Raw genomic sequence first — 26,707 nt, 5'->3', positions numbered from 1 at the left:
TTATTGGCGGCGGATGTAAGACGCCGTTGAACGCGCGGATCGAAGATGTAAAAAGCTGTAAGGAAGTTGTTCGCCGCGCCGCTCAACCGGCCGCTGAGTCGGCTTCGCCGAGGAAGCCGGCGCGGCGCAGGGCTTCGGCGCCGTCGCGGCGCAGGCTACCCAGGCGTGCGCCCCAGGCTCGCGGGTCGACCCCGGCCGCGCCCAGGGCCTCGCGCTCCAGCTCGCCCAGGCCGGCGCCGAGCGCCACCAGGCCCATGGAGTGGCAGCTTCCGGACAGGCGATGGGCGATGTTCGCCGCCTCGGCCAGGTCCGCCTGGTCCAGGGCTTCGGCCAGCAGCGGCAACTGCTCGTCCAGGCTTCCCAGCAGGTTGCCCAGCAGTCCGGCGAGCTTGTGCCGCCCCAGCAGGCGGCGGTGGGTCTCGAGCATTTGCCGGTCCAGCGCGGCGTCCACCGCAAGCGCAGGCACGCTGGTGCCGACCTCGCCCAGCGCGCGGCGCAGCTCGTCCATCCGCAGGGGCTTGCCGAGCACGCCCTGCATACCCGCGGCGAAGTACCGGCGCACCATGTCCGGCTGGATGCTGGCGGTGAAGGCGAAGATCGGCGTGGCGCGGTTCAGGCCGTCGAGCTGCCGGCGAATCCCGGCGCAAAGCTCGAGGCCAGCCATCCCCGGCAGGTGCATGTCCAGCAGGATCAGGTCGAAGCGCCGCTGCCGGCACAACGCCAGGGCCGGCCCCGCGTCCTCGGCCAGCATCACCCAGTGGCCGTCCCGCTCGAGCAGGCCCTGGGCCACCTCGCGGTTGAGCGCCACGTCCTCCACCAGCAGCACCTCCAGCGCAGACACCGATGCCGCCGGCGGCGTCGCGCCGGACAAGCTCGCCAGCGCCAGCTCGATCTCGAACCAGAACGTGCTGCCCTGGCCGACCCGGCTTTCCACGCCGATCCGCCCGCCCAGCGCTTCCACCAGCCGCTTGCTGATCGCCAGGCCCAGGCCGGTTCCGCCGTAACGGCGGGTCACGGCGTCGCCGCCCTGGGTGAAGCGTTCGAAGATGCGTTCGCGCATTTCCTCGGGAATGCCGATTCCATCGTCCGCGACGCTCAGCCGCAGTCGCTCGCTTCCTGCGCTGCGCACCAGCCGCTCGACGCGAACGCGCACCTCCCCGGCCTCGGTGAACTTCACCGCGTTGCCCAACAGGTTGGTCAACACCTGGCGCAGGAACTGCTCGGCGCCGCGATGGCCGTCATGAACCTGCGGGTCCAGCCACAGGTCCAGCCGCGTGGCGTTCTCCCGCGCCCGCGGTTCGAGCAGGGTGAGGACGTCCTCGAGCAGGCTTCGCAAGGAAAAGTCCACCGCTTCCGGCACATCCGGCGCTTCCTCCAGCCGGGCGAAGTGGAGGACCTCGTTGAGGATCGCCAGCAGTCCCTCCCCCGCTGTCGCCAGTGCCCGCAGGCGCTGGCGGTCACGCTCGCCGAGCGATGCCTCGCGCAGCAGCTCGGCCATGCCCAGGATGCCGTTCAACGGGGTACGGATCTCATGGCTCATGGTCGCGAGGAAACGGCTCTTCGCCCGGTCGGCGGCTTCCGCCTGGTCCTTCGCCCGGCGCAGGCTGGCGGTGCGTCGCTCGACCTGTCGGCGCAACTCGTCGCGATCGGCATCGCGCCGGCGGCGGTCGGTGCGCAGGGCCTGGCGCATGTCTTCCAGGGCGGCGGCGACGGCGTCGATCTCATCGCGCTCACGGTCCACCTTGTCCAGTCGCAGCGGCTGTTGCAGGTCGCCTTCGGCGATATGCCCGGCGAACTCGGACATGCGCCACAGATGGCGAGTGACCAGGCTGTGGAACAGCCAACTGAGGGCCACCGCCAGGCCGCAAAGGAAACTGCCCATCCACAAGAGGCTGGCCAGGCCGCCGGAAACCAGCCGGCGATAGACCGCCGCCAGGTCGATGGCGATCTCCAGCTCGCCCAGTTGCCGACGCTCGCCCCCCGGCGGCTGGTAGCTCAAGGGAAAGCGCTCGACCCGCAGCATGCCGCGTGGACGCTGGTCGCCCTGCAACAGGTTGAAGTCGGCGCTTTGCAGGCTGACACGGGCGATGTCGGGGAAATCCCCGAGGCCGCGCAACTGCACGTTCAACTGCTCCTGGTTGAGATCCCACAGGCTGCGCTCGAAGCTGGCCAGGTAGCCGCTGCGGATCAGTTCCAGGCGCGCCTCGATCTCGCGCATTTCGCGGCGGTATTCGAAGAACAGCTGCACGGCGCCGGCGAGGACGGTGAAACACAGGCTGAACAGCAACACCCGCCACAGCAGGCGCCGCGCCAACACTCCGCCGTGGCCGCTCACCAGGCGTCCGCGCGGTTGCCGGCAAGGCGCCGATAGTCGCGCACGCTGTCGTCCAGCCAACGCTGGATGCTGCCGTCGTCGCGATAGCCACGCAGGGCCCGGTCGATCTCGTCCATCTTCGCCGCCAGCGGCGAGTGCCGCGAGACCGCCACCCGCAGGTAGTCCACCGTCAGCGGTTCGGGCAGCGCACGGATGTTCTCGCCGCCGGCCAGGCGCTCGGCGAACAGCGTGCCGGTGCGCCGTTCGTGGGCGATGTAGTCGATGCGCTGGCGCACCAGCTTGCCGAAGTTCTGTCGGCTGTCGGAAACCCATTCGACGTTGCCGTGGCGGCCGACGAAGCGGTCGAAGTCCGCCCCGTAGCTTTCGCCGAACAACAGCCCGCCGCGATAGCCGGCGAGGTCGCCGAGGGATTGGATGCGCACCGGCCGCTGGCGGTTGTAGAAGATCGCCACGTCCTCGCGCAGCACCGGCTCGGCGGAAAACGCCAGGTCGCGATCGCGCGCGGGCGTGCGGTAGGCCAGTATCAGGTCGACCCGTCCGGCGGCGGCGTCGAGCAGGCAGCGCCGCCAGTTGCCCAGCAGCACCACCTCGACCCGGTAGCCCAGCGCGCCGAACAGCCGCTTCACCAGCTCCGGCGCCAGCCCCCGGACCTGCTGGCCGTCGCTCCAGGAGATCGGCGGGTATACCGGATAGTCGCAATAGCGGATGGTCTCCGCAGCCTGTGCCAGGCCGCCCAGCAGCCATCCGCAGAGCGCCAGCCAGCAGGCCTGCATGGCTCAGGCGTCGCTGGCCGCGGCGGTGAACAGGTAGCCGGCGCCGTGGATGGTGATGATCAGTTGCGGTTCGGCCGGGTCGTCGCGCAGCTTGCGACGCAGGCGGCCGACCAGCACGTCGATGGAGCGATCGCTGGGCAGCCACTCGCGGTTGCGGATCTGGTCCATCAACTGGTCGCGGCTCAGGGTATGCCTGCTGTTGCGCAGGAAAGCGCCGAGCAGTTGGAATTCGCCATGGGTGAGCAGGGTTTCGTTGCCCGCGTGGTCGATCAGGCGGCGCCGGTCGGCGTCCAGCAGCCAGTCGCCGAACTGCCTGAGGGCCTGCCGGGCGGGGCCGGCGCTGGCCTGGGCATGGCGCACCCGGCGGATCAGGTTCTTCGCCCGCGACACCAGTTCGCGCGGGTTCAGCGGCTTGATCACGTAATCGTCGGCGCCGCACTCCAGGCCGACGATGCGATCGATCTCGTCGTTGCGCCCGGTGATCAGGATGATCCCCACTTCGGAGCGCACCCGCAGCTCGCGGGTCAGGGTCAGGCCGTCCTTGCCGGGCAGGCGGATGTCCAGCAGCACCAGCTCGACCGGCTGGCCGAGATGGGCGCACTCGGCAAGGCAGGCTTCCGCCTGCTCGGCGTTGCCGGCGCAGAGGACGTCATAGCCCTCCTCGCCGAGATAGGCCTGGAGAAGCTCACGAATCACCGGGTCGTCGTCGACCACCAATACGCGCGGAACCATCGCCATCACCTTGCGCCTCCGGCGGGCCGGGGCGTTTCTTGTTCTGGGTTGTCGGACGGTGGGCGGAAGGCGCCGGGGCGCCTTCCGCTGCCAGCAGCAGCCTATCCACTACTGAACGGACGATCAACAAGCTTCCATCGTACGCCGGAAGCGGCGATGGGCGCCCGCCTCCAGGCCATCCACCCAGGCCTCGCAAATCTGCACGCCCTGCCGCGGCGTGAAGGTCGCGGGATTCAGCCCAGACTCCAGCCACAGCCCGTCGAGCAGGGCGCTGAGGCTGATGGCCGCCAGTTCCGCGTCGAAGTCCGCCCAGCCGCCCTCCTCCGCCAGTTGCCGCAGCACGCCGACCAGCAGCGCCCGGTACTCGCCATAGGAATGGTCGTGGACCCGCCCGATCGCTTCGATGCTGCCCACCGCACCCCAGAACGCCAGCCAGGCGTCGAGCAATTGCGGATCGAGCAGCTCGGCGGAGAAGGATGCCTCGAAGAACGCCGAGAGCCGCGGGCGGGCGCCGCCCGGCGCGGTGTCGATGGCACCGCGGAGCAGGCGCATGACGCGTCCGGTGACCGCCAGGTAGGCCTCGGCCACCAGCGCGTCCTTGCCATCGTAGTGGTGATTGATCAGGCCCACCGATACCCCGGCCTCGGCGCAGATCTTGCGCACCGAGGCGCCCTGGAAGCCATGCCGCTTCAGGCAGGCCAGGGTCGCCTCGATCAGCAGCGCCTTGCGCTGCTCTGGCTCCAGACGGGAAAAGCGCACTTCCTGGTTCATCCTTTCGCGGCTCCTGCTCGTCGCCCGCGACCACCGGCGGGCAGCCCCGATGATCGCAGGTTACGTAGCGCCCGTCTCACTGGCTGGCCCAGGCGTTGAAGCGCTCCTCCAGCTCCTCGCCGTGCTCGACCCAGAATTCGTCGTCCATCGCCAGGCCCTGCTCCAGGTTCGCCGGCGCGGTCGGCACCCAGCTCGCCAGTTGCGCGGGCAGGCGCTGGGCGGCCTGGCGGTTGGTCGGCCCGTAGGGAATGTTCTCGACGTAGCGCACCTGGGCATCCGGGGCATTGGCGAAGGCGATGAAGCGACGCGCCTCGGCGCCGCGCTTCGAACCCTTGACCACCGCCCAGTAGTCCATGCCGTACAGGCTGCCCGGCCATACCAGGGCCAGGTTGCGCCCCGCGCGGTGGGCGTCGGCGATGCGCCCGGTGTAGGTGGACGTCATCACCACGTCGCCGGCGGCCAGCCACTGCGCCGGCTGCGCTCCCGCCTCCCACCACTGGATGTAGGGCTTGAGCTGGCCCAGCTTGGCGAAGGCACGGTCGGCACCGGCGCGGGTCGCCAGCAGCGGATAGACCTGCTCGCGTGGCACGCCGTCGGCGAGCAGGGCGAACTCCAGGTTGTAGATCGCCCGCTTGCGCAGGCCGCGCTTACCGGGGAAGCGCTGGACGTCCCAGAAGTCGGCCCAGGACGCCGGCGGCTGTTGCAGCCGGTCGGCGTCGTAGCCGATCGCCACGCCCCAGACCAGCGCGGCGGAACCGCATTCCTGGGCGGCATTGGCGATCAACTGCTGCTTGCCGCCGATGGCCTGCCAGTCCAGACGCTCGAACAGGCCGTCGTCGCAACCGCGCGCCAGGTCCGGCCCCTCGACCTGGACCAGGTCCCAGTCGGCGTGACCGGTGTCGGCCATCACCTTGATCCGGGCCATCTCGCCGTTGTACTCGCTCTGCACCACGGGAATCCCGGTCTGCTGCGTGAAGGGCTGGAAGAACGCCACCTCCTGGGCCTTCTGTCCGGCGCCGCCGTAGCCGACCACCACCAGGCCATCATCGGCCTGGACCGGCGCGAGGCCGCCGAACGCCAGCAGGACGGCGCCGAGCAGGACGCGGCAAGGAAAAACCGGGTGCGGACGGGCGCTGGCCGCGCGGCGCAACGGAAAGGAACGGTTCATGTGCGTCTCCTCTTGTTCTTGTTGTGGAGTGGATCGCAGCGAGCCGCCGGGAAGCGGCCACGGGACAGAAACTATCCAGTCGATTTTAAAAAAACAAGTTGATTTTTTACTGATGGTAAATTCATATCCTGTTTCTGAAGCGCGCCGCGAGAACAACAAGAAGGACGCCAACCGTGAATTTCCCGCACCTGTTCAGCCCCCTGGAAATCCGGGGCAAACGCCTGAAAAACCGCATCATGTCGAGCGGCCACGACACGTCGATGCCTACCGACAACCTGGTCAACGAGCCACTCGTCGCCTATCACCGCGCCCGGGCCCGCGGCGGCGCCGGACTGATCGTCATGCAGGTGGCGGGGGTCCACGACAGCGCGCGCTACACCTCGCACGTGCTGATGGCCACCGACGATGCCTGCATCCCCGGCTACCGGCGGGTCGCCGAGGCCTGCCACGCCGAAGGCTGCGTGGTGCTGTCGCAGATCTTCCATCCCGGGCGCGAGATCATGGAGTCCGCCGACGGCCTGCTGGCGGTGGCCTATTCCGCCTCGGCCTCGCCCAACGAACGGTTCCGGGTGATGCCACGCGAACTCGACCAGCCGCTGATCGACGAGATCGTCGCCGGCTACGCCGCCGCCGCGCGCCGCCTGCACGAGGCAGGACTGGACGGGGTGGAGGTGGTCGCCAGCCACGGCTACCTGCCGGCGCAATTCCTCAACCCGCGGGTGAACCGCCGCAAGGATGGCTACAACGGCGACCTCGATGCCCGCCTGCGTTTCCTCCGCGAAGTGCTGGCAGCGGTGCGCGCGGCCACCTCCGAGGACTTCATCGTCGGCCTGCGCCTGTCCGCCGACGAGCGCGACCCCGAGGGTCTCAGCGAAAGCGAGTCGCTGCAGGCGGCCGAGGCGGTCCAGGGCGAGCTGGACTACCTGCACATCGTCGCCGGCACTTCGGCCTCCCTCGGCGGCGCCATCCATATCGTCCCGCCGATGGCCATCGAGCCGGCCTACCTGGCCCGCGAAGCCGGTACCTTCAAGGCGCGCCTGGCGATCCCGCTGTTCGTCACCGGGCGCATCAACCAGCCCCAGGAGGCCGAGGCCATCCTCGCCCGAGGCCAGGCCGACGTCTGCGGCATGACCCGCGCGCTGATCTGCGACCCGCAGATGCCGAATAAGGCCGAGGCCGGGCGCAGCGACGACGTGCGCGCCTGCATCGCCTGCAACCAGGCCTGCATCGGACATTTCCACCGAGGCTATCCGATCTCCTGCATCCAGCACCCGGAAACCGGCCGCGAGCTGACCTACGCAACGCCCAATCCGGCCTCGCGGCGCAAGCGCGTGCTGGTCGCCGGCGGCGGCCCGGCGGGGATGAAGGCGGCGGCGGTGGCGGCACAGCGCGGACACGAGGTAGTGCTCTGCGAGGCCGGCGCCCAGCTCGGCGGCCAGGTCAACCTGGCGCAACTGCTGCCGCGCCGCGCGGAATTCGGCGGCGCCTCCACCAACCTGCAACGGGAGATGCAACTGGCCGGCGTCGAGGTACGCCGCAACACGCCGGTCGACCGCGCGCTGGTGGAGCGCGAACGGCCGGACCTGGTGATCGTCGCTACCGGCGCCGAACCCTATTGGCCGCCTTTCGAGCGCGGCGGCGAGCTGCAGGTGGTGGATGCCTGGCAGGTGCTGCGCGGCGAGGTGCGGGTCGGTCGTTCGGTGCTGGTCACCGACTGGCGGGGCGACTGGATCGGCCCCGGTATCGCGGAAAAGCTTGTACGCGAGGGCCACCAGGTGCGCCTGGCGGTGAACGGCACCCACTGCGGCGAGAGCCTGCCGCTGTATGTGCGCGACCAGTTGGCCGGCGAGCTGCACCGCCTGGGTATCCCGGTCACGCCCTACGCCCGCCTGTACGGCTGCGACGATACCACGGTGTACATGCAGCACAGCGCCAGCGGCGAGGCGATGCTGTTCGAGGAGGTCGATACCCTGGTGCTATGCCAGGGCCACCAGCCGGTGGACCGCCTGGCCGACAGCCTGCACGGCCTGGCGGAGGTGTTGCGGATCGGCGACTGCCTGGCCCCCCGCACCGCCGAGGAGGCGATCTACGAAGGGCTCAAGGCCGCCTGGAGCATCTGAGCGGCGCGGCCGCGGCTCCCTCGACGGGTCCCGGCCCAGCCCCTAGAATGCCGCAAACGCAGCCAGGACCCCGCCGCATGCCCCGCCCGTCACCGCCGGACGCCACCGACACGCCGCGCAGCGAAACGCACTTCCTCGGCACCCGCATCCGCGGCCTGCGCAAGCGCCGCGGCCTGACCCTGGCCGAGCTGGCCGCACAGAGCGAACTCACCGCCGGCTACATCAGCCAGTTGGAACGCAACCTGGCGTATCCGTCGATTCCGGCGCTGTTCAACATCGCCCGCAGCCTCGGCGTGACCATCCAGTGGTTCTTCGCCAGCGAGGCCGCGGTGGACCCGGCGGACGCCGGCTACGTGGTGCGGCGCAACACGCGCATGAGCGTGCATTACGAAGACGGCATCATCGACGAACTGCTCACCCCGCAGCCCAGCCGCCAGTTGGAGATCCTCCACTCGCGTTTCCCGCCGGGCACCTACAGCCAGCAGAGCTACAGCCATGAGGGCGAGGAAGCCGGCTACATCCTCAGCGGAATCTTCGAACTCTGGGTCGGCGACCGCCATTTCCAGCTCCGCGAGGGCGACAGCTTCAGCTACTCCAGCCAGGAACCGCATCGCTACGGCAACCCGGGCGACAGCGATACCCTGGTGCTCTGGGTGATCACCCCGCCGACGTTCTGAAACGCCCTGTCGCGATGCAGGGCCAGGGGAGGGCCGACGGGGCGAGCGCTACCCGCCGCGCCCGAGCAACCGCGCCAACCCCGCCAGCAGCCGCTCCAGGGCGCCCTGGTTGTTGCGCAGCACCTTCTCTCCGGCAGTGGCCATGGCCGTCGCGACCTCCGGCTGCGCCCACAGGCGCGCGAGGCCGTCGCACAGCTCGCCGGCATCCGTCACCTCGAGCAGCGCCCCGGCGTCGCGCAATTGCGCGGCGATGTCGAGGAAGTTGAACAGGTGCGGACCGGCGAACACCGGCTTGCCCAGGGCCGCCGGCTCCAGCAGGTTGTGCCCGCCGTTGGGCACCAGGCTGCCGCCGACGAAAGCGATGTCGGCCAGGGCATAGAGGAACAGCAGCTCGCCCATGGTATCGCCGAGCAGCACCTGGGTCGCGCGTGCCACCGGCTCGCCGCCGGAGCGCCGGACCGTGGCGAAGCCTTCGCGGCGGCATAGCTCGTGGACGCCGGCGAAGCGTTCCGGATGGCGCGGCACCAGGATCAGCAACGCGTCGGGACGCGTTTCCAGCAGGCGCCGGTGGGCTGCCAGGACGATCTCGTCCTCGCCGGCATGGGTGCTGGCGGCGATCCACAGCGGTCGCGCCGTCGCGTCCCATTCCTCGCGCAGGGCAGCAGCGGCCAGCGGCAGCTGCGGGTCGATGCGCAGGTCGAACTTGATCGAGCCGGTCACGCTGACGCACTCAGGACGCGCGCCGAGACGACGGAAGCGCTCGGCCTCGGCCTCGGTCTGCACGGCGATCCAGGACAGCTCGGCGAGCATCGGCCGGGTCAGCCCGGCGAAGCGCGCGTAGCCACGCGCCGAGCGCTCGGACAGGCGCGCATTGGCCAGCGCCACCGGGATCCCGCGCACGGCGCAGGCATGGATATGGTTGGGCCACAGCTCGGTTTCCATGATCACCGCCAGGCGCGGCCGCACCCGGTCGAGGAAGCGCGCCGCCGCCCAGGGCAGGTCGTAGGGCAGGTAGCAGTGCCGGACCTGCTCGCCGAACAATGCGCGGATGCGCTCCGAGCCGGTCGGGGTCATGCAGGTGACGGTGACCGGCAGCTGCGGATGGCGCTCCAGCAGCGCCCGCACCATCGGCGCGGCGGCGATGCTCTCGCCCACCGAGACAGCGTGCACCCAGATGCCGCCGGGCGGCACCTCGGGCAAGGACAGGGAAAAACGCTCGCCGATGCGCTTGGCATAGGCCGGTGCCTGGCGCGCGCGCCACCACAGGCGCAACGCCACCAGCGGCAAGCCGAGGTGGAACAGCAGGGTATAGAGGGTACGGTTCATGGGCGCGCAGCTTAGCAAAACTCCCGCCGACCGGCTCAGCCGATGGCGCGCAGGTGGCGGGTGAAGGTTTCGCCGAGCCAGGCCGCCGCCGGGCCGAGCACCTCGTTGCGCCGCCAGACCAGTTCGACCACCAGCGCCGGCGGCGTCCAGTCGCTGGTCAGCTCCACCATCAGCCGGTCGTAGGTGGGGTACTGCACCACGTGCCGCGGTAGCCAGGCCCAGCCGAGGTTGCGCATCAGCAGCTCGGCCATGGAATAGAAGCTGTCCAGCCGCCAGACCTGCGGGCTGATCTGCTCGCCGCCCGGATAGCCGCTCTGCTGGGGCACGATCAAAAGTTGCCGGTGCTGTGCCAGCTCGCGGCGACTGACCCGTTGCAGCCCGGCCAGCGGGTGGCCGGCACCGCACACCGTGACCATCTCGACGCTGCCGAGGCGCCGCCGCTCCAGCGACTCAGGCATGCGCTCATGGTGGAACAGCAGGCCGAGGTCAGCCTGCTCCTCGAGCAAACGACGGGTGACGTCACCCTGGCCGCCGCTGGACACCTGCACCTCCAGACTGGGAAAGCGCTGCGCCAGCGCTTCCAGGCTGTCCAGCACCGGCTGGTAGGGCATCGCCTCGTCCTGGGCCAGGCGCAGCCGCGGCTCCTCGCCGCGCGCCAGCCCCAGCGCGCGCCCCTGCAGGCGCTCGCACTGGCGCAGCACCTCGCGCGCCTCCGCCAGCAGCACCCGGCCCTCGTCGGTCAGGCGCGGCTGGCGTCCGCTGCTGCGTTCGAACAGGGTGACGCCGAGGTCCGCCTCCAGCAGCGCGATGCCGTTGCTCACCGCCGATTGCACCCGCTTCAGTTCGCGGGCGGCGGCAGAGAACGACTGGCGCTCGGCGACGCTGACGAACAGGCGGATCTGCTCCAGGTTCCACTGCATAACCTATCTCCAATAAAGATAGGTAACGACTTTATCCCATCCGCCGGCTCCCTAGAATGGCCGCAGTTTCCGGAGGACCCCGCCATGACCAACTATCTCTACCTCGCCATCGCCATCGCCGCCGAAGTGGTCGCCACCACCTCGCTGAAAGCCGTCGCCGGATTCAGCAAGCCACTGCCGCTGCTGCTGGTGGTGGGCGGCTACGTGCTCGCCTTCAGCATGCTCGTGCTGGTCATGCGCACCCTGCCGGTCGGCGTGGTCTACGCCATCTGGTCCGGACTGGGCATCGTCCTGGTCAGCCTGGTGGCGATGTTCGTCTACGGCCAGCGCCTGGACCCCGCCGCCCTCCTCGGCATCGGCCTGATCATCGCCGGCGTGCTGGTGATCCAGTTGTTCTCCCGCGCTTCGGGGCACTGAACGACCGTCGCGGGCGCAGGTTGTATACTGCGCCCTTTCCGTTCCCGATAAGGCAGCCCCATGCCCCAAGCCCTTTCCACCGACATCCTCATCGTTGGCGGCGGTATCGCCGGCCTCTGGCTGAACGCCCGCTTGCGCCGGGCCGGCTACGCCACCGTGCTGGTGGAAAGCGCCAGCCTCGGCGGCGGACAGAGCGTGAAGTCGCAGGGGATCATCCACGGCGGCGCCAAGTACGCCCTGCATGGTGCCCTGACCGGCGCCTCCGAAGCCATCGCCGACATGCCGCGGCGCTGGCGCGCCTGTCTCGGCAGCGACGGCGAACTCGACCTGCGGGGCGTGCGCCTGCTTTCCGAGGCGCACTACCTGTGGTCGCCGGGCGGCCTGGCCGGCAGCCTTACCAGCTTCTTCGCCAGCAAGGCGGTGCGCAGCCGGGTCGAGCAGGCCAAGGGCGAGGATTTGCCTCCGGCGCTGCGCGACAAGGGGTTCAAGGGCAAGGCCTACCGCCTCACGGAAATCGTCTTCGACGTCCCCGACCTGATTCGCCGCCTGGCGGAACTGGCCGGCGACAGCCTGCTCGCCGGCGAACGCATCGAACCGCTGCGCGAAGGCCGGGAACTGGCCGGCCTGTGCGTCGACGGCCGGGAGATCCGTGCCCAGCGCGTGGTGCTCAGTGCCGGTGCCGGCAACGAGGCGCTGCTCCGCGAACTGGGCCTGGAACAACCGGCCATGCAGCGGCGGCCGCTGCACATGGTGATGGTCAAGGCGGCGACCCTGAAACCGCTGTACGCCCACTGCCTGGGGGCAGGGCCGAAGCCACGGATCACCGTGACCACCCATCCGACCCGCGACGGCCAGTCGGTCTGGTACCTCGGCGGCGACATCGCCGAAGCCGATGGCGTGGCCCGCGACGAAGCCGCGCAGATCGCCGAAGCGCGTCGCGAACTGGCAAAGCTGCTGCCCTGGATCGACCTCGGCCAGGCGCAGTGGGCCACCTTGCGGGTGGATCGCGCCGAGCCGGCACAGTCCAACCTGTTGCGCCCGGACAACGCCTTCCTCGCCGAACAGGGACGCCTGCTGGTCGGCTGGCCGACCAAGCTGGCGCTGGCCCCTGACTTCGCCGACCGGGTCTGCGCCCGCCTGGAAGAAGACGGCATCCGCCCCAGCGAACATGCCGCGCTGCCGCGACTGCCGCGTCCGCCGCTCGCCGAACCGGCCTGGGAGGTGGCCTTCGCATGATCAGGGATACCCTCCACGACCTGCACCGCCCGCTGGGCGACACCGGCCTGGCCGTTTCGCCGCTGGGCCTGGGCACCGTCAAGTTCGGCCGCGACCAGGGAGTGAAGTACCCTTCCGGCTTCACCATCCCCGACGACCGCGAAGCCGCCGACCTGCTGGCCCTGGCCCGCGACCTCGGCATCAACCTGATCGACACCGCCCCGGCCTACGGCCGCAGCGAGGAACGCCTCGGCCCGCTGCTGCGCGGCCAACGCGAACATTGGGTGATCGTCAGCAAGGTCGGCGAAGAGTTCGTCGACGGCCAGTCAGTCTTCGACTTCTCCGCCGCGCATACCCGGCGCTCCGTCGAGCGCAGCCTGAAGCGCCTGGAGACTGACCGGATCGAGCTGGTGCTGGTGCATTCCGATGGCAACGACCTGGATATCCTCGAGAACAGCGAGGTCTACCCGACTCTCGCCGCGCTCAAGCGCGAGGGCCTGATCGGCGCCTACGGACTCTCCGGCAAGACCGTCGAAGGTGGCCTGCGCGCCCTGCGCGAGGGCGATTGCGCGATGGTCACCTACAACCTGAACGAGCGCGCCGAGCGCCCGGTCATCGAGTACGCCGCGGCCCATGCCAAGGGCATCCTGGTGAAGAAGGCGCTGGCCAGCGGGCATGCCTGCCTGGGCGCCGGACAGGACCCGGTGCGTGCCAGCTTCGAACTGGTCTTCGACCAGCCGGGCGTCGCCGCCGCCATCGTCGGCACCATCAATCCGCTGCACCTGGCCCATAATGTCGCGATGGCCGCGCAAGCCCTGAAAAAGGCCTGAACCATACATCGGCTGCAACATCCGCGGGTTGACACCCGCGGTGCATTCCGCTGCCATGTTCCTCCCGAACGAGCCGTATCCTGCCTGCCGCCCTCGCCTCCGGTGGCCGGTGCATCGAACGTGAGCCTCCGTCCCGCCCCGGCGCGATGACCCGACAAGGAGCCCCGTATGCCCCGTATGCTCGCCCGCAAGGATCCGTCCGCCTTCAAGACCCTGCCGCTGCTGGTAGAGGCCTCCCCGGACGGGCTGGTCTACCAGGCCCTCGGCCTGCCGCTGAACTTCCAGCAGATGCTCGTACGCCGCCGCCGCATGGAGGTAGCCGACCCGCAGCGCTTCGTCGCCGAGCTGGCCAACCTGGGGGTCTCGGTGCGCTTGACCCTGAACTGGCAGGGCCGCGACTACTGGGTGCTGGTCCGTCAGCGCCGGCTGGACCGCGGCGATACCGTGCTCAAGCTGATCTCCGGCTACGTACCGGCCCACGAACTGAACCTGCCGTTGCTCACGGCGATCCAGGAAGTCGCCGAGGAATGCCTGGTGGAGACCGCCGGCGGCTGGCTCGGCGGGCGCTTCGGCGACACCTGGCTGCCGACGCCCTACCAGGGTTCGCTGCGCTACCGGGAGAACAGCCACTTCGTCCTCACCCCGCTGTCCGGCGCCGCCCGTCCGGTGCAAGCCGGCAGCCTGCGCTTGCTGGAGCGCCCGCGCGCCTACGTACACCTGCCCACGGCCTCGCTGCAACTGGTCTACGACATGCGCCTGGAGCTGCCGCGCGATGCGCGCGAGCCGAGCCTCTACCATGTCGACGAGCGGCTCGAGAGCGGTCCGCTGGTGGCGCGCCTGGACCGTCGGCGCCCCGATCTCTACCTGCTGCCGCTGGACCAGGGGCGCCCCACCGGCGACCTGTTCACCCTGCGCAAGGGCCAGTTACGCCCTGCGGCCACCCGCGGCCTGTGGTTGGCCGAGAGCTTTGCCGTACAGGACGGCTGGCTGGTGCATGAGGAACGCATCCGTTTCCGCGACTGGCTGGCACTGTGGCCATCCAGCAACGGCGACCAGGCCGGCGGTGGACGCGACCGCGCCAGCGCCTGAACCGGGCGGGCTTTGCCGCCCTTTCTACTTCAACTGGCTGGAAGACTTGCCGAGCAGGCGGCGGGCGACGATGAGCAGCTGGATCTGCTGGGTGCCCTCGAAGATGTCGAGGATCTTCGAGTCCCGCGCCCACTTCTCCAACAGCTCATCCTCGGCGTAGCCGAGGGCGCCGGCCAGCTCCACGCACTTCAGGGTGATCTCGTTGGCCACCCGTCCAGCCTTGGCCTTGGCGATGGACGCTTCCTTCGAGTTGGGCAGCTTGTTGTCGGCCATCCATGCCGCCTTCAGGGTCAACAGGCGCGCTGCCTCCCACTCCGCCTCCAGGCGATAGAGAGTGGCCTCGGCGTGGCTGACGGTCAGCAGCGGCTTCCTGTAGTCGAACTTGCAGCCAGCCTTCTTCAGCAATTCGCGGGTCCGGTCCAGCGCCGCCTTGGCCACCCCGACAGCCATGCCGGCCACCAGCGGGCGGGTATTGTCGAAGGTCTCCATGACCCCGGCGAAACCCTTCTGCACGTCGACCTCGGCGTTGCCCAGCAGGTTCGCGGCCGGCACCCGGCAATCATTGAAACTGATCGAAGCGGTATCCGAAGCCTTGATCCCGAGCTTCTTCTCCAGGCGCGTCACGGTCATCCCCGGCGTGCCCTTCTCGACCACGAAGGACTTGATCGCCGCCCGCCCCAGGTTGCGGTTCAGGGTGGCCCAGACCACCACGGCATCGGCCCGCTCGCCGGAAGTGACGAAAATCTTCTCGCCGTTCAGTACATAGTGGTCGCCATCCTGGGTCGCGGTGGTGCGGATCGCCGCCGAGTCCGAGCCGCAGCCCGGCTCGGTGATCGCCATTGCCGCCCAGGTGCCGCCGAAGCGCTGCAACTGCTCCTCGTTGGCCACCGCGGCGATCGCCGCATTGCCCAGCCCCTGGCGCGGCATGGCCAGGAGCAGGCCGACGTCGCCCCAGCACAGTTCCATCACGCCGAGCAACGCCGACAGGTTGCCGCCGTTCTTGATGCCCTCCTCTACCTGCTTGCCGGCGCGCTTGCTCGCCGAGGTCGCACCGACAGCCTCGGGCGAGCCGCTGTTCATGCCGTCCAGCAAGGCCGCGAGCAGGTCCAGCTCCTTCGGATAGGCGTGTTCGGCCTTGTCGTACTTGCGCGAGATCGGCCGGAAATAGTTTTCCGCGACCTGATGCGCCTGGTTGGCCAGGCTGCGGAATTTCTTCGGGGTTTCCAGGTACATGTCGATTCCTCGTTCACTCGTCGCGGCGGACCGCGCACTCGCTCGGGTTCACAGGTGCAGGCCGCCGGCCATCAGCGCTACCGCGCGCAGGTCGCGGTACCAGCGCTCGGCTGGATGCTCCTTGGTGAAGCCGTGGCCACCGAGCAGCTGCACCGCGTCGGTGCCGATCTTCATCGCCTTCTCGGCGCACAGCAGCCGCGCCAGGTAAGCCTCGCGCTGGAACGGCTGGCCGCGCTCGGCCAGGGCGCAGGCGCGCCAGACCATCAGGCGCATGGCGTCCAGTTCGATGGCGATGTCGGCGACCATGAAGGCGACCCCCTGGCGATGGCTGATCGGCTCGCCGAAGGCCTCACGCTCGTTGCAGTAGGCGATCACGTAGTCCAGCGCCGCCTGTCCGGTGCCCAGCGCCAGGGCACACCAGGCCAGGGACGCGTGATCGAGGAAGGCCCGGTAGTCGAAATGCTTGGCGGCCAGGCGGTTGTCCGCCGGCACCTTGACGCTCTTCAGGCGCAACCGGGCGGTGCCGCCGGCCTTCAGTCCCATCGCCGGCTCGGCACGTCGCTCGACGCCCTTGGCGGAGGCTTCCACCAGGAACAGCGCAGGCCCCTCGTCGGTCTTCGCCGCGACGATCAGGCGGCTGGCCTCCAGGCCGCGCAGGACCAGGCATTTCTCTCCGGAAAGCAGGTAGTGACTGCCCTTGCGCCGGGCGCGGGTCGCCAGTTTCTGCGGGTCGAACAGCAGACTCGGCTCGTTGACCGCGATGGCGGTGAGCGGCGCCCCCTCTTCGCTGACGAACGCCGGCAGCCACTGCGCCTGCTGCGAGGGGCTGCCCCAGCGGCGGATGCAGTTGGCCGCCGACAACGGCACCAGCAGGGCCGCCGCCAGCGTCAGGTCGCCCTTGGCCAGGGCCTCGGCGATAAGGGCAGTGGTCACCGTGGTGCGCTCACCGGCCATGCCGCCGTGCACCTCGCCGACCCCATAGTGGGTCAGGCCCAGCTCCAGCGCCTGGTTGAGCAGTTCCGCCGGCAGGCTGGCCTCGGCATCCGCGTCATGAGCCAGCGGACGCAACACCTCCAGGGCGAAGCCTTCGAGCATGTCCACCAGCATCTGCTGGTCGTCGGAGAACGACAGGTCGAACAACCCGTCCGGATCGGCCTTGCGCGGTCCCTTCGCCTGCTTCGCCGAACGCTCGCTGGCCAGGCGGAAGCCGGTACGGCTGCCGCTGTAGAGCAGTTTCTCGAAGGGTTTGCGAAGATTGAAGCGATCCGGCCAGTCGGCCTGGGCGACACGGTTCAGTACAGCCAGGGCACGGCCCTGTACATCGGTGCTCATGGGCATCTTGCTCCACGCAGGATGGGATGCCCGGATCATGCGCCGCCGCATGGGCAGCGCCTATGACCGTCTCGCCGGGAAAACTTGTCAGACCAGCCAGTCACCTGCCCGGATAGGTCGGCATTCTGCCGGAAGCCATCCCTCAGAACAGCGGATTCTAGCCGTGGAAACTCAGGGAAAGCAGAAAGGCGCGCGCTGACTTTACACTTCTTAACACTCTTTAAAGCTTTGAAGATGACTTGCCCGACGACCACGGCATTTAATTCTCAGATTGGGCAAGGATAATCACGAATATCGGTCACCTGAGGTATCCCACCCGCCGAAACCAAAACCAATCGGTAGGAATTTTCTTTAAAAGCATGAAATTACTGCAGGCTTATCCTCTTCCCTAAGTAAAACCTTTAAATACAATCCCACTTCTTGCCATCCCCCTCCCGCGTCATCCCCAAGCCATTCCCGTCGACGAGTAAAGAAAATGTGCGGTATCAGTGGATTTATCCAAAGACACACTGAAAAGACCCAAATGGTACAGATCATTGGCCAGATGACGGACAAGATCATTCATCGTGGCCCCGATGACAAAGGATATTGGTTGGATCATTCCATCGGCCTGGCGCTCGGCCACCGCCGCCTGGCCATACAGGACCTGTCGACGGCCGGACATCAGCCCATGCCGTCTGCATGCGGACGGTACGTCATAGTCTTCAATGGGGAGATCTACAATCATCTGGCACTCCGTGCCCTGCTCGGACCACATCCCTGGAGGGGGCATTCCGACACCGAGACGCTGCTTGCCTGCTTCTCCGTCTGGGGTATGGAGAAAACCCTATCCAATATCACTGGCATGTTTTCCCTCGCACTTTTCGATAAAGAAACGAGTAAAATCTTCCTCATTCGTGACCGGCTAGGAGAAAAACCTTTATATTATGGGTGGCAGGGAAACTGCTTCCTGTTTTCCTCCGAGTTAAAGTCCCTGACCGTACACCCAGAGTTCCAAAAAGAGATCGACAGAGACAGCCTTGCAGCATTTCTACGTTTTGGATATTGCCCCACTCCCAACAGCATCTACAAAGGTATAAAAAAACTTCCGCCCGGGCATTACATTCAATTGAACCTGGCTAATGCTACGCCAGGTGAACTCATGGATCCGCTCCCCTACTGGTCTCTGAGCAAGGTCATCGCACAAGGGATCCATCAGCCATTCCAGGGAAGTGACTCAGAGGCCGTGGATGCCCTGCACCGGCAACTGTCCGCCAGCGTTACTTCGCAAATGCTCAGTGACGTACCTCTTGGCGCCTTCCTTAGCGGTGGCGTCGACAGCAGCACAATCGTGGCCCTTATGCAGGCTCGGCATTCCCGGCCCGTACAGACGTTCACCATTGGCTTCGACGAGCCCGGCTACAACGAAGCGGAACACGCCAAGGCTGTCGCCCAGCATCTCGGCACCCAGCACACCGAGCTTTACGTCAGGGCCGAAGACGCACTCGCGGTGGTGCCGTGTCTTCCCGGCATCTACTGCGAGCCCTTCGCCGATAGCTCACAGATACCGACCTACCTGATCAGTCGCCTGGCCAAGCAATCCGTAACGGTCGCTCTCACCGGCGATGGTGGCGATGAACTGTTTGCCGGCTACAATCGCTATCTCACGGCATGCCAGGCATGGAACAGGTTGCAACAGCTTCCACTGGTTGCCAGGATGACGCTCGCAAAACTGCTGAGCGCTCTGCCACCGGCGATGTGGGACAGCCTGTTCTCTCTCGCAAGCCCCTTGCTACCCTCGAAGTACCGTTTGCGCACACCAGGAGACAAGCTTCAGAAGCTCGCCGGTCTCATGGCGTTTTCCAGTGAAGAGGACTTCTACAAGGATCTGGTCAGCCACTGGAAGAAGCCTACGAACCTCGTCATCGGCAGCGAGGAATCGGCTTCCGTCTTTTGGAATCTTGACAGCCTCCCCGAGATGGAAAGCTTCGAACAATGGATGATGGCCATGGATACCCGGACCTACCTGGCCGATGACATACTGGCGAAGGTCGACCGCGCCGCAATGGCCACTAGCCTGGAAACCCGCGTCCCGCTCCTCGATCATCGCGTGGTCGAACTCGCCTGGAAAATGCCACTGAACCTGAAGATCAGAAATAACGACGGCAAGTGGTTGCTGCGCCAGGTTCTTTACCAGCACGTTCCCCGGGAACTGATCGAGCGTCCCAAGATGGGATTCGCCATCCCTCTGGACACCTGGCTGCGGGGACCGTTGCGGGAGTGGGCCGAAAGCCTCCTGGCTGAGGAACGCTTGAGACGCGAGGGCTACCTGCGCCCGGAGCCGATTCGGCGAGCCTGGCAGGAGCATCTCAGCGGAAAAAGAAACTGGCAAGGCCCGCTCTGGAATGTATTGATGTTCCAGGCTTGGCTGGAACATCAATAATCCAGCCACAGGGCCAGGGGTCGGCGTGAAGCGGGAAGAACCTGCTAACGGGAATCAGCGCTGGCGGATCTTCTCGACGATGGCGGTGGTGGAGCTGTTCTCCACCAGGCCGAGCACCCGTACCTCGCCGCCGTAGGCCTTGACGATCTGCGCGCCGACCACCTGCTCGACGCCGTAATCGCCGCCCTTGACCAGCACGTCCGGACGCACCTGCTCGAGCAGGCGCTCGGGAGTGTCTTCGGCGAAGCTCACCACCCAGTCCACCGCGCCGAGCCCGGCGAGTACCGCCATGCGCCGGTCCACCGAGTTGATCGGCCGGCCAACGCCCTTCAGGCGAGTGACCGAGGCGTCGTCGTTGACCCCGACGATCAGGCGGTCGCCCTGGGCGCGCGCCTGTTCGAGGTAGGTCACGTGGCCGGCGTGAAGGATGTCGAAGCAGCCATTGGTGAAGACGATCTTCTCGCCGTGGGCGCGGGCGTCTTCGATTGCCAGCAGCAATTGCTCCAGGCCCAGCACGCCACGCTCGGAACCCTGCTCGCGCTGCACCGCGCGACGCAGTTCGGGCGCGCTGATCGCCGCGGTACCCAGCTTGCCGACCACGATGCCGGCGGCCAGGTTGGCCAGGCCCACCGCGGACGGCAGCTCCTCGCCGGCGGCAAGCGCCGCGGCCAGGGTGGAGATGACCGTATCGCCGGCACCGGTGACGTCGAACACTTCCCGCGCCCGCGCCGGCAGGTGCAGGGCCGGCTGGCCATGGCGGAGCAGGGTCATGCCATGCTCGCCGCGGGTCACCAGCAAGGCACCGAGGTCGAGTTCGCTCATCAGCGCCTGGCCCTTGGCGACCAGTTCGGCTTCGTCGGCGCAACGGCCGACGATGGTCTCGAATTCGGACAGGTTCGGGGTGATCAGGCTGGCGCCGCGATAGATGGCGAAGTCCTTGCCCTTGGGATCGGCCAGTACCGGAATGTTGCGCGCCCGCGCCGCCTGGATCAGCACCTGGTGGTTCTGTAGCGCGCCCTTGCCGTAGTCGGACAGCACCAGCACCTTGACCTTGGCCAGCAGCGACTCGACGTCCACGGCCAGGGCCGCCGCGTCGGTGCGGAACGGTTCCTCGAAGTCGACCCGCAGCAGTTGCTGGTGGCGACTCATGACCCGCAGCTTGACGATGGTCGGCTGGCTATCGATGCGCTGGAAGCGCGCGTCCACTCCAGCGGCCTTGAGGCTGTTGGCCAGGCTGTCGGCGGCCTCGTCGCGGCCGGTGACGCCGACCAGCAAGGCCTGCGCGCCCAGCGCGGCGATGTTCAGCGCGACGTTGGCGGCGCCGCCGGGGCGGTCCTCGTGCTGTTCGACGCGGACCACCGGCACCGGGGCCTCCGGCGAAATGCGCGAAGTCGCGCCATGCCAGTAGCGGTCGAGCATCACATCACCGACCACCAACACCGGGGCCTGGTCGAAACGGGGCATGGACAACTTCATGGGAACTCCAAACAACCTCTCGGGGCAGACGCCCAGTTTATCAGCCGACAGGCGCCGGCGCCTGCTCATCCAGTCCCATCGCGTGCAGCCGCGCATAATGGCCGTTCTGCGCCAGCAGCTCGGCGTGGCTGCCGCGCTCGACGATCTGCCCCTGGTCCATCACCAGGATCAGGTCGGCCTTCTCGATGGTCGACAGGCGGTGGGCGATCACCAGGGTGGTGCGCCCCTTCATCACTTCGTCCAGCGCCGCCTGGATATGCCGCTCCGACTCGGTGTCCAGCGCCGAGGTCGCCTCGTCGAGGATCAGCAGGGGCGCGTCCTTGAGCAGCGCCCGGGCGATCGCCAGACGCTGGCGCTGGCCGCCGGAAAGCAGCACGCCATTCTCGCCGACCTCGGTGTCGAAGCCTTGCGGCAGGTTGTCGATGAACTCCTTGGCGTTGGCAGCCTTCGCCGCCCGCTCGATTTCCTCGCGCGGCGCGCCAGCCAGGTCGCCGTAGGCGATGTTGTTGGCCACGCTGTCGTTGAACAGCGTGACCTGCTGGGTCACCAGGGCGATGTGGCGGCGCAGGTTGCGCAGGCGATAATCCTCGACTTCAACGCCATCAAGGAGGATCTTGCCGTCATTGTGCTGGTAAAAGCGCGGAACCAGGTTGGCCAGGGTCGATTTGCCGCTACCGGAACGGCCGACCAGGGCGATCATCTGCCCGGGCTCGGCGATGAAACTGATGTCATCCAGCACCTGCTTGTCGGTTCCGGGATAACGGAAGCTCAGGTTGCGCACTTCCAGGCGCCCGCTGACCCGCTCCTTCTCGACGGTGCCATGATCTTCCTCCGCCGCTTCGTCGAGCTGCTCGAAGATGCTCTCGGCGCCGGCGACGCCGCGCTGGACCGTGGAACTGACCTCGGAAAGCTGGCGGATCGGCTTGGGCAACAGGCCCGCCGCGGTGATATAGGCCACCAGGTCGCCGGCCGAGGCGTCCCCGCGCAGCCACAGCACGAGGAACATCAGTATCGCCATGGCGACGTAGATCACCAATTGCAGCATCGGCGTGTAGACCGCGCCGGTCTTGGTCATCCGCAACTGCTTGTCGGTATTGCTCTGGCTGGCGTCGAGGAAGCGCTTCTCTTCATAGGCTTCGCCGCCGAAGCTGCGCACCACCCGGTAGCCCTGGATGGTTTCCGAGGCGACGTGGGTGACGTCGCCCATGGCCACCTGGATCTTCTTGCTCTGCTTGCGGAACTTGCGGCTGGCGGTAGTCACCATCACCGCGATGACCGGCAGGATCGCCAGCATCACCAGGGTCAGCTTCCAGTTCATCCACAGCAGGTAGAGGAACAGGAAGACCACGGTCAGGCCCTCACGGATCACCACCTTGATGGCATCCGTGGCCGCTCCGGTGACCATGGTCACGTTGAAGGTGATGCGCGAGATCAGGTGGCCGGAGCTGTGCGTGTCGAAATAGCGGTTCGGCAGCACCAGCAGCTTGTTGAACAGGGCGACCCGCAGGTCATGCACCAGCCCCAGGGAAACCTTGGCGAGGAAGAAGTTGCCGAGGAACGAGCCCAGCCCCTGCCAGGCAGCGATCAGGATGATCAGCAACGGCACCGCGTAGACCAGGTGCAGGTCGCGCAACCAGGGCCACTGCACATTCGGAAACAATGCCGCGTCAGGATTGGAGAGGCCGTCGACGAAATACTTGAGGATGCCCGCCAGCATCGGCTGGGTCGAGGCGAAGATCAGGAAACCGACGATGCTGAGTAGGAACATTCCGATGTAGGGCTTCACGTAACCCAACAGGCGGAAATAGATCTTGAGACTGGAAGGTCCGGGATTCTGAGGACTATCGCTCATGGTTTCTTACATGCTGAAAAGGTCCCGGAGTGTAGCACAGGACCTCCATCACTCTGCCTGGAAGGCGTGTTGGGGTAAGATGGCGGGCCGTTCGTTCAGGAGCTCGCATGCGAGTCATAGACTACCCCTCCTACTTGCAGTTGCGTGACAACGCAGAAGTGCTGGAAGCCGATGGTCATGGGGACAAGGTACTGCGTCTGCGCGACGGGTCCTTCCTCAAGCTGTTTCGCCGCAAGCGCCTGATTTCCTCCGCAGCCCTGTTCCCCTATGCGGAGCGCTTCGCCCGCAATGCCAGCGAACTGGCGCGGCGCGGCATCGTCTGCCCGAAGGTGCTGGACGTACTGCGGATCCCACATATCCAGCGCGACGCGGTGCACTACGAGCCGCTACCGGGGCAGACCCTCCGCCAACTCGACCGCAACGACCCGGAGTGCGGCGACGCAGTCCGGACGCAACTGGGCGAGCTGATCGCAGCGCTGCACGCCAAGGGGGTGTACTTCCGCTCGCTGCACCTGGGCAACGTGGTGCGCACGCCGGAAGGCCGGATGGGCCTGATCGACATCGCCGACCTGCGGGTCCAGCGCTCGGCGCTCAGCGCCGCCCAGCGCATTCGCAATTTCAAGCACCTGCTGCGCTACGAACAGGATCGAACCTGGTTCCTCGACGACAGCGAGCACCTGGTGCTCAAGTCCTATCTCCGCAGCAGCCAGGTCCACTGGACACTCGAGCAGCTCCTCAAGCAACTGCAACTGGATTGAGCAAGGAATGTTCGCAGCTACCCGACTGACCCGTCTTCGCCACGATACCAGCCGCATCCTCAGCCACTGGATCCTGCCGCTGGGCTGGCTGGCCCTGCTCACCGGAATGTTCTGGGTCGGCGACCGCTCCGACTACCATCGCCTCTTCTACATCCTGCTTGCAGCCCCGACGCTGCTGTACGTGATACTGCAACCGCGTCTGCTTCGCCCGCTAACGGGCTCGCCGCTGTTCATCGCCTTCCTCGCCTTCAGCAGCTACATGATGCTGAGCCTGTCCTGGTCGGCCCCCGAGAACTCCACCGGCTCGCTGCTCAAGCGCCCCCTGTACATCGCCCTCCTGTTCTTCTGCGCCGCCATCCTGGCGCTCGAAGCTCCCCTCCGCCTCAAGACCGCGACCTGGCTGGCTGCCCTTGGCGCGGTGATCTCCGCGGCAGCCACCTTGCTGCAATACTACTGGGACGCCAACCCGCTGCGCCTTACCGGTTATGGCGCTCTCTATAACCCATTACTGAGCGCCCATGTCTATGGCGCCTTCACGGCACTCTGGCTGGCCTATTGGATGCAATCCCGCCCCATCCTGGCCCCCTTGCCACTGATATCTCTGGCGCTGCTCGGTGGCCTTCTCATCGCGACCGGTTCACGTACTCCCCTGGTAGGGCTCACAGCGGCCCTTATGTGGCTGGTCCTGGCCGGAGACAGGAAAAAAGCCCTCATCGCCCTGGCACTCGCCCTGGCTGGAGCGCTACTGGGCTACATCCTGTACCCGGAAGTGATCACCCAGAGAGGGGCATCGTTCCGCCCGGAAATCTGGGCCGACGCCCTACGCCAGATCAGCGAGCATCCATGGCTCGGACACGGCTACGATCATCCGATGCGAATCGTCCTGAGCAACGGCATGCTGCTCGCCGACCCGCACAACATCGAACTGGGTGTGCTTTTCGCTGGAGGGATCATCGGGCTCCTGCTGTGGGTGGCGATCTACGCACTGGCCTTCGGCTTCTCCTGGAAAAACCGGAAGTCTCCAGCCGTTCTGCTAGCCTCGACCTGGCTGGTGTTCGGCCTGGCAGCCGGACTCACGGAGGGCAACGCCTTCCTGCCCCGTCCCAAGGAACACTGGTTCCTGATCTGGATTCCCATGGCGCTGCTGTATGCGCTGTGGATCCAGCAAAGGTTCGCCGCCAGCAGGCGCGGTGAGGATATCGCCGCGCCTTGAGTGCGGCGATATCAGCGATCAGGAGAAAAACAGCCGCGCAATGCCGCGGAAGGTCTTCTCGTTCCAGTACTTCAGCGGCAAGCCGGAGAGCAGCTCCCGGGCCAGTACCTTGTCCCGGTTCGAGCACTTGAGGAACATCGAATTGCGGAAGCGCATGATCACCTGCTCGTAATCGGGGTGATCGCTGAACTGGCTGTACGTCTTGAATACGTTGTCCACCATGAAACGGGCGTTCTTGTACGTATTGGTGGGATGCTTGCGGTACTGGGCGAGGACCTCGCCAAGAATGTCGATGACGTAGCCAGCCTTGGTCACCGCCAGTTCGATATAGACATCTTCCAGGCGTATGTCCGGATCGAAACCGCCGACCTTCTCCAGGGCTTCCCGCCGGAACATCAGGGTGGGCGCCATCGGGCCCGGCTTGCGGTCCAGGAACAGGTCATCGAAGTCGAGACGGCGGAAAGGCAGGTCGCGTTTGCGCTGCTCCTTTCCCGGCATGACCCGGCCATTGGAGTCGATGATCTCGATATTGCCCGCGCAGATACCTACCTCGGGCTTGTCCCACATGTGTGCCACCTGTTTCTCCAGGCGTTGCGGCAACATGATGTCGTCCGAACCGAAAGGCACGATGAGATTTCCCCGGGCCCTGGCGATCGCCTCGTTGAGCGTTTTCGACAGTCCCTGGTTCTGCTGGACCCTGAGGTCGAAGCCGTACTTCGCCTGGAGCCCGCGCAAAAGCTCGACGCTGCCATCGCTGGAACCATCGTCCACCACCAGCAGTTCCACGTTGCGGTATGTCTGCGCAGCCACGCTGGCGATGCTCGCTTCTATGTACTTTTCGTGGTTATAGGAAGCGATGATCACGGAAACCAATGGCTGCGAACCATCATCGACGAGCGCCATAACTACAACCTTACCTGTCCTTCACGTCCCCATTCAAAGCGCCAGACATGCATGAGCGATCCTGCGATCTTCATCGGTCCTACACCTCCCCCCAGCCCGGAAAAACAAGCTGAACAATAGCAAACACGCCTGAAGCCCCAGCTCTTTTCGGCTGCTACTCTCAGGTAAAAATACGTCGCCAGGTCTTCTCCAGCCATCCGGGACGCTCCGGCTCGCGCAACGCGGGCCGCATGGCCTCGACGATACTCTGACCGACAGCGGCGAAGCTGAATCGTTCGATGGCCAGCGCCTGGCCGCTTCGCGCGATCCGCTCGGCGAGAGCCGTATCGAGGCGCAGGATCGCGAGCTTTTCCTGGATGTCCGCCACCGAGCGATACAGCACGATATTCTCCATGTCCCGGAAACCCAAGGCCTCGTTTTCCCGCTCGCCCTGGTCGTAGGCCAGCAGCACGCAACCGCAGGCCATCGCCTCGAAATTCTTGATCATGTATTCGCCCATGCCGACATCCGCGCTGACGAAGAAACGGATGCGGTTGAGCGTGCGCAGGTACTCCTCGCCGGACTTGGTCTTGGTCACCAGCAGGTTCTCCACTCCGCCCAACTCGTCGAGCAACGCCTTGCGTCCACTGTAGGCCACGCTGCCGGTACTGCCGACGAAGCCCAGCTCGATATCGCGCGCCAGGCCCAGGTCATGCAACAGGGTCTGGTCGTAGCCCTTGGGCACGAATACCGCGTCGAATCCCTCCTGGCGCAGGCGTTCGCTGACCGTATGGCCCGAACTGATCACCCGTGCCCAGGGCAGGCGCCGGTAATGGGCGCTGAACTTGCCGGTGTACTTGCAGGGAATGTAGTTCTGGTAGGCATCGTGCTCGAGGATCACCAGGTTGGGCACGCTGCGGATGAAGCGGACCTGGCGCATTTCCTTCTTGAAACGGAGGAAGAACAGGATGCGGTCGTAGCGCGAGACATCCACGTGCTTGCGGAAGTAGCCGCGCAGGTCGGCCTGCTCCTCGCTGCTCAGCCAGCGGGTATCGCACTCGCAATGGGCGGCGATGCCGTCGTACAGGCGATCCAGGATCGCGCGCTGCTCTTTCTGGACCAGAAACAGAACTTTCATCAGACCTTCATCCTCGCGGCTTCTCCGA

22 protein-coding genes are annotated in these 26,707 nt (G+C 66.6%); 9 read left to right on the top strand and 13 right to left on the bottom strand.

Going from position 1 to position 26,707, the window contains the following annotated elements:
- Positions 1-82: 82 nt before the first annotated feature.
- The 5 genes from FHW81_RS10030 to FHW81_RS10010 form a co-directional block, all read right to left on the bottom strand.
- Positions 83-2,335, bottom strand: a complete 2,253-nt coding sequence (locus FHW81_RS10030; protein ID WP_034054475.1) for an ATP-binding protein — start codon at positions 2,333-2,335, stop codon at positions 83-85.
- Positions 2,332-3,108, bottom strand: coding sequence for a substrate-binding periplasmic protein (locus FHW81_RS10025; protein ID WP_106120544.1), 777 nt, complete (start codon positions 3,106-3,108; stop codon positions 2,332-2,334). Before FHW81_RS10025 ends, FHW81_RS10030 begins: the two co-directional genes overlap by 4 nt.
- A gap of 3 nt (positions 3,109-3,111) precedes the next feature.
- Positions 3,112-3,846: a two-component system response regulator AruR gene (gene aruR, locus FHW81_RS10020; RefSeq protein WP_016264096.1), complete on the bottom strand. Its 735-nt coding sequence runs from the start codon at positions 3,844-3,846 to the stop codon at positions 3,112-3,114.
- Between the two features lie 117 nt (positions 3,847-3,963).
- Positions 3,964-4,611, bottom strand: a complete 648-nt coding sequence (locus FHW81_RS10015) for a TetR family transcriptional regulator C-terminal domain-containing protein (protein ID WP_016264095.1) — start codon at positions 4,609-4,611, stop codon at positions 3,964-3,966.
- Between the two features lie 76 nt (positions 4,612-4,687).
- Positions 4,688-5,779, bottom strand: coding sequence for an ABC transporter substrate-binding protein (locus FHW81_RS10010; protein WP_003095722.1), 1,092 nt, complete (start codon positions 5,777-5,779; stop codon positions 4,688-4,690).
- A gap of 173 nt (positions 5,780-5,952) precedes the next feature.
- On the opposite strand from FHW81_RS10010, the gene FHW81_RS10005 reads away from it, so the two are divergent.
- Entirely contained in the window at positions 5,953-7,899 is a 1,947-nt protein-coding gene (locus FHW81_RS10005; RefSeq protein ID WP_003146337.1) for an FAD-dependent oxidoreductase, read from the top strand.
- Positions 7,900-7,976: 77 nt separating this feature from the next.
- A complete protein-coding gene (locus FHW81_RS10000) occupies positions 7,977-8,576 on the top strand; it encodes a helix-turn-helix domain-containing protein (protein WP_003095727.1) in 600 nt (199 codons plus the stop codon).
- Between the two features lie 48 nt (positions 8,577-8,624).
- Here FHW81_RS10000 and waaA read toward each other — a convergent pair whose 3' ends face one another.
- Both waaA and FHW81_RS09990 read right to left on the bottom strand, forming a co-directional pair.
- Positions 8,625-9,902, bottom strand: a complete 1,278-nt coding sequence (waaA, locus tag FHW81_RS09995; RefSeq protein ID WP_003114538.1) for a lipid IV(A) 3-deoxy-D-manno-octulosonic acid transferase — start codon at positions 9,900-9,902, stop codon at positions 8,625-8,627.
- A gap of 35 nt (positions 9,903-9,937) precedes the next feature.
- On the bottom strand, positions 9,938-10,822 hold the full coding sequence (locus FHW81_RS09990; protein ID WP_003114539.1) for a LysR family transcriptional regulator: 885 nt from the start codon (positions 10,820-10,822) through the stop codon (positions 9,938-9,940).
- Between the two features lie 84 nt (positions 10,823-10,906).
- Between FHW81_RS09990 and FHW81_RS09985 the strand changes: the two genes are divergently transcribed.
- The 4 genes from FHW81_RS09985 to FHW81_RS09970 all read left to right on the top strand — a co-directional run bounded on the left by FHW81_RS09985 (position 10,907) and on the right by FHW81_RS09970 (position 14,373).
- On the top strand, positions 10,907-11,239 hold the full coding sequence (locus FHW81_RS09985) for a DMT family transporter (RefSeq protein ID WP_003095735.1): 333 nt from the start codon (positions 10,907-10,909) through the stop codon (positions 11,237-11,239).
- Between the two features lie 60 nt (positions 11,240-11,299).
- Positions 11,300-12,475: an NAD(P)/FAD-dependent oxidoreductase gene (locus FHW81_RS09980; protein WP_023090918.1), complete on the top strand. Its 1,176-nt coding sequence runs from the start codon at positions 11,300-11,302 to the stop codon at positions 12,473-12,475.
- Entirely contained in the window at positions 12,472-13,284 is an 813-nt protein-coding gene (locus FHW81_RS09975; protein WP_003114541.1) for an aldo/keto reductase, read from the top strand. Before FHW81_RS09980 ends, FHW81_RS09975 begins: the two co-directional genes overlap by 4 nt.
- 168 nt (positions 13,285-13,452) lie before the next feature.
- Positions 13,453-14,373, top strand: a complete 921-nt coding sequence (locus tag FHW81_RS09970; RefSeq protein WP_003114542.1) for a hypothetical protein — start codon at positions 13,453-13,455, stop codon at positions 14,371-14,373.
- 24 nt (positions 14,374-14,397) lie between these two features.
- Here FHW81_RS09970 and FHW81_RS09965 read toward each other — a convergent pair whose 3' ends face one another.
- Together FHW81_RS09965 and FHW81_RS09960 are read right to left on the bottom strand one after the other, a co-directional pair.
- On the bottom strand, positions 14,398-15,606 hold the full coding sequence (locus tag FHW81_RS09965; protein ID WP_003095742.1) for an acyl-CoA dehydrogenase family protein: 1,209 nt from the start codon (positions 15,604-15,606) through the stop codon (positions 14,398-14,400).
- A gap of 48 nt (positions 15,607-15,654) precedes the next feature.
- A complete protein-coding gene (locus FHW81_RS09960) occupies positions 15,655-16,944 on the bottom strand; it encodes an acyl-CoA dehydrogenase family protein (protein ID WP_073663768.1) in 1,290 nt (429 codons plus the stop codon).
- A gap of 469 nt (positions 16,945-17,413) precedes the next feature.
- Between FHW81_RS09960 and asnB the strand changes: the two genes are divergently transcribed.
- A complete protein-coding gene (asnB, locus tag FHW81_RS09955; RefSeq protein WP_016253977.1) occupies positions 17,414-19,360 on the top strand; it encodes an asparagine synthase (glutamine-hydrolyzing) in 1,947 nt (648 codons plus the stop codon).
- Between the two features lie 54 nt (positions 19,361-19,414).
- Here the strand turns inward: asnB and hldE are convergent, their stop codons facing one another.
- Both hldE and msbA read right to left on the bottom strand, forming a co-directional pair.
- Positions 19,415-20,836: a bifunctional D-glycero-beta-D-manno-heptose-7-phosphate kinase/D-glycero-beta-D-manno-heptose 1-phosphate adenylyltransferase HldE gene (gene hldE, locus FHW81_RS09950; protein WP_003123589.1), complete on the bottom strand. Its 1,422-nt coding sequence runs from the start codon at positions 20,834-20,836 to the stop codon at positions 19,415-19,417.
- A 40-nt stretch (positions 20,837-20,876) separates the two neighbouring features.
- Positions 20,877-22,688, bottom strand: a complete 1,812-nt coding sequence (msbA, locus tag FHW81_RS09945) for a lipid A export permease/ATP-binding protein MsbA (RefSeq protein WP_023090920.1) — start codon at positions 22,686-22,688, stop codon at positions 20,877-20,879.
- 107 nt (positions 22,689-22,795) lie between these two features.
- Between msbA and FHW81_RS09940 the strand changes: the two genes are divergently transcribed.
- A complete protein-coding gene (locus FHW81_RS09940; RefSeq protein WP_003123591.1) occupies positions 22,796-23,446 on the top strand; it encodes a hypothetical protein in 651 nt (216 codons plus the stop codon).
- Between the two features lie 7 nt (positions 23,447-23,453).
- Positions 23,454-24,659, top strand: coding sequence for an O-antigen ligase WaaL (gene waaL, locus FHW81_RS09935; RefSeq protein ID WP_003457495.1), 1,206 nt, complete (start codon positions 23,454-23,456; stop codon positions 24,657-24,659).
- Between the two features lie 18 nt (positions 24,660-24,677).
- Here waaL and wapR read toward each other — a convergent pair whose 3' ends face one another.
- Both wapR and FHW81_RS09925 read right to left on the bottom strand, forming a co-directional pair.
- A complete protein-coding gene (gene wapR, locus FHW81_RS09930; RefSeq protein ID WP_003095756.1) occupies positions 24,678-25,562 on the bottom strand; it encodes an alpha-1,3-rhamnosyltransferase in 885 nt (294 codons plus the stop codon).
- Positions 25,563-25,722: 160 nt separating this feature from the next.
- Entirely contained in the window at positions 25,723-26,679 is a 957-nt protein-coding gene (locus tag FHW81_RS09925; protein ID WP_003114548.1) for a glycosyltransferase, read from the bottom strand.
- Between the last annotated feature and the right edge of the window lie 28 nt (positions 26,680-26,707).

Origin of the sequence: Pseudomonas sp. RC10-4-2 (assembly GCF_050433085.1) — a bacterium.
GTDB lineage: Bacteria > Pseudomonadota > Gammaproteobacteria > Pseudomonadales > Pseudomonadaceae > Pseudomonas > Pseudomonas aeruginosa.
This window is presented reverse-complemented; position numbering and strand designations above follow the sequence as displayed.

What these genes read in the sequence shown, in the direction of transcription:
- FHW81_RS09965 (WP_003095742.1), bottom strand. Translation starts at nt 15,606, where the DNA reads ATGTACCTGGAAACCCCGAAGAAATTCCGCAGCCTGGCCAACCAGGCG.
- FHW81_RS09975 (WP_003114541.1), top strand. Translation starts at nt 12,472, where the DNA reads ATGATCAGGGATACCCTCCACGACCTGCACCGCCCGCTGGGCGACACC.
- asnB (WP_016253977.1), top strand. Translation starts at nt 17,414, where the DNA reads ATGTGCGGTATCAGTGGATTTATCCAAAGACACACTGAAAAGACCCAA.
- FHW81_RS09970 (WP_003114542.1), top strand. Translation starts at nt 13,453, where the DNA reads ATGCCCCGTATGCTCGCCCGCAAGGATCCGTCCGCCTTCAAGACCCTG.
- FHW81_RS09940 (WP_003123591.1), top strand. Translation starts at nt 22,796, where the DNA reads ATGCGAGTCATAGACTACCCCTCCTACTTGCAGTTGCGTGACAACGCA.
- FHW81_RS10015 (WP_016264095.1), bottom strand. Translation starts at nt 4,611, where the DNA reads ATGAACCAGGAAGTGCGCTTTTCCCGTCTGGAGCCAGAGCAGCGCAAG.
- FHW81_RS10025 (WP_106120544.1), bottom strand. Translation starts at nt 3,108, where the DNA reads ATGCAGGCCTGCTGGCTGGCGCTCTGCGGATGGCTGCTGGGCGGCCTG.
- FHW81_RS09960 (WP_073663768.1), bottom strand. Translation starts at nt 16,944, where the DNA reads ATGCCCATGAGCACCGATGTACAGGGCCGTGCCCTGGCTGTACTGAAC.
- FHW81_RS09980 (WP_023090918.1), top strand. Translation starts at nt 11,300, where the DNA reads ATGCCCCAAGCCCTTTCCACCGACATCCTCATCGTTGGCGGCGGTATC.
- FHW81_RS09985 (WP_003095735.1), top strand. Translation starts at nt 10,907, where the DNA reads ATGACCAACTATCTCTACCTCGCCATCGCCATCGCCGCCGAAGTGGTC.
- FHW81_RS09990 (WP_003114539.1), bottom strand. Translation starts at nt 10,822, where the DNA reads ATGCAGTGGAACCTGGAGCAGATCCGCCTGTTCGTCAGCGTCGCCGAG.
- waaL (WP_003457495.1), top strand. Translation starts at nt 23,454, where the DNA reads ATGTTCGCAGCTACCCGACTGACCCGTCTTCGCCACGATACCAGCCGC.
- wapR (WP_003095756.1), bottom strand. Translation starts at nt 25,562, where the DNA reads ATGGCGCTCGTCGATGATGGTTCGCAGCCATTGGTTTCCGTGATCATC.
- hldE (WP_003123589.1), bottom strand. Translation starts at nt 20,836, where the DNA reads ATGAAGTTGTCCATGCCCCGTTTCGACCAGGCCCCGGTGTTGGTGGTC.
- FHW81_RS09925 (WP_003114548.1), bottom strand. Translation starts at nt 26,679, where the DNA reads ATGAAAGTTCTGTTTCTGGTCCAGAAAGAGCAGCGCGCGATCCTGGAT.
- FHW81_RS10010 (WP_003095722.1), bottom strand. Translation starts at nt 5,779, where the DNA reads ATGAACCGTTCCTTTCCGTTGCGCCGCGCGGCCAGCGCCCGTCCGCAC.
- FHW81_RS10000 (WP_003095727.1), top strand. Translation starts at nt 7,977, where the DNA reads ATGCCCCGCCCGTCACCGCCGGACGCCACCGACACGCCGCGCAGCGAA.
- waaA (WP_003114538.1), bottom strand. Translation starts at nt 9,902, where the DNA reads ATGAACCGTACCCTCTATACCCTGCTGTTCCACCTCGGCTTGCCGCTG.
- msbA (WP_023090920.1), bottom strand. Translation starts at nt 22,688, where the DNA reads ATGAGCGATAGTCCTCAGAATCCCGGACCTTCCAGTCTCAAGATCTAT.
- aruR (WP_016264096.1), bottom strand. Translation starts at nt 3,846, where the DNA reads ATGGCGATGGTTCCGCGCGTATTGGTGGTCGACGACGACCCGGTGATT.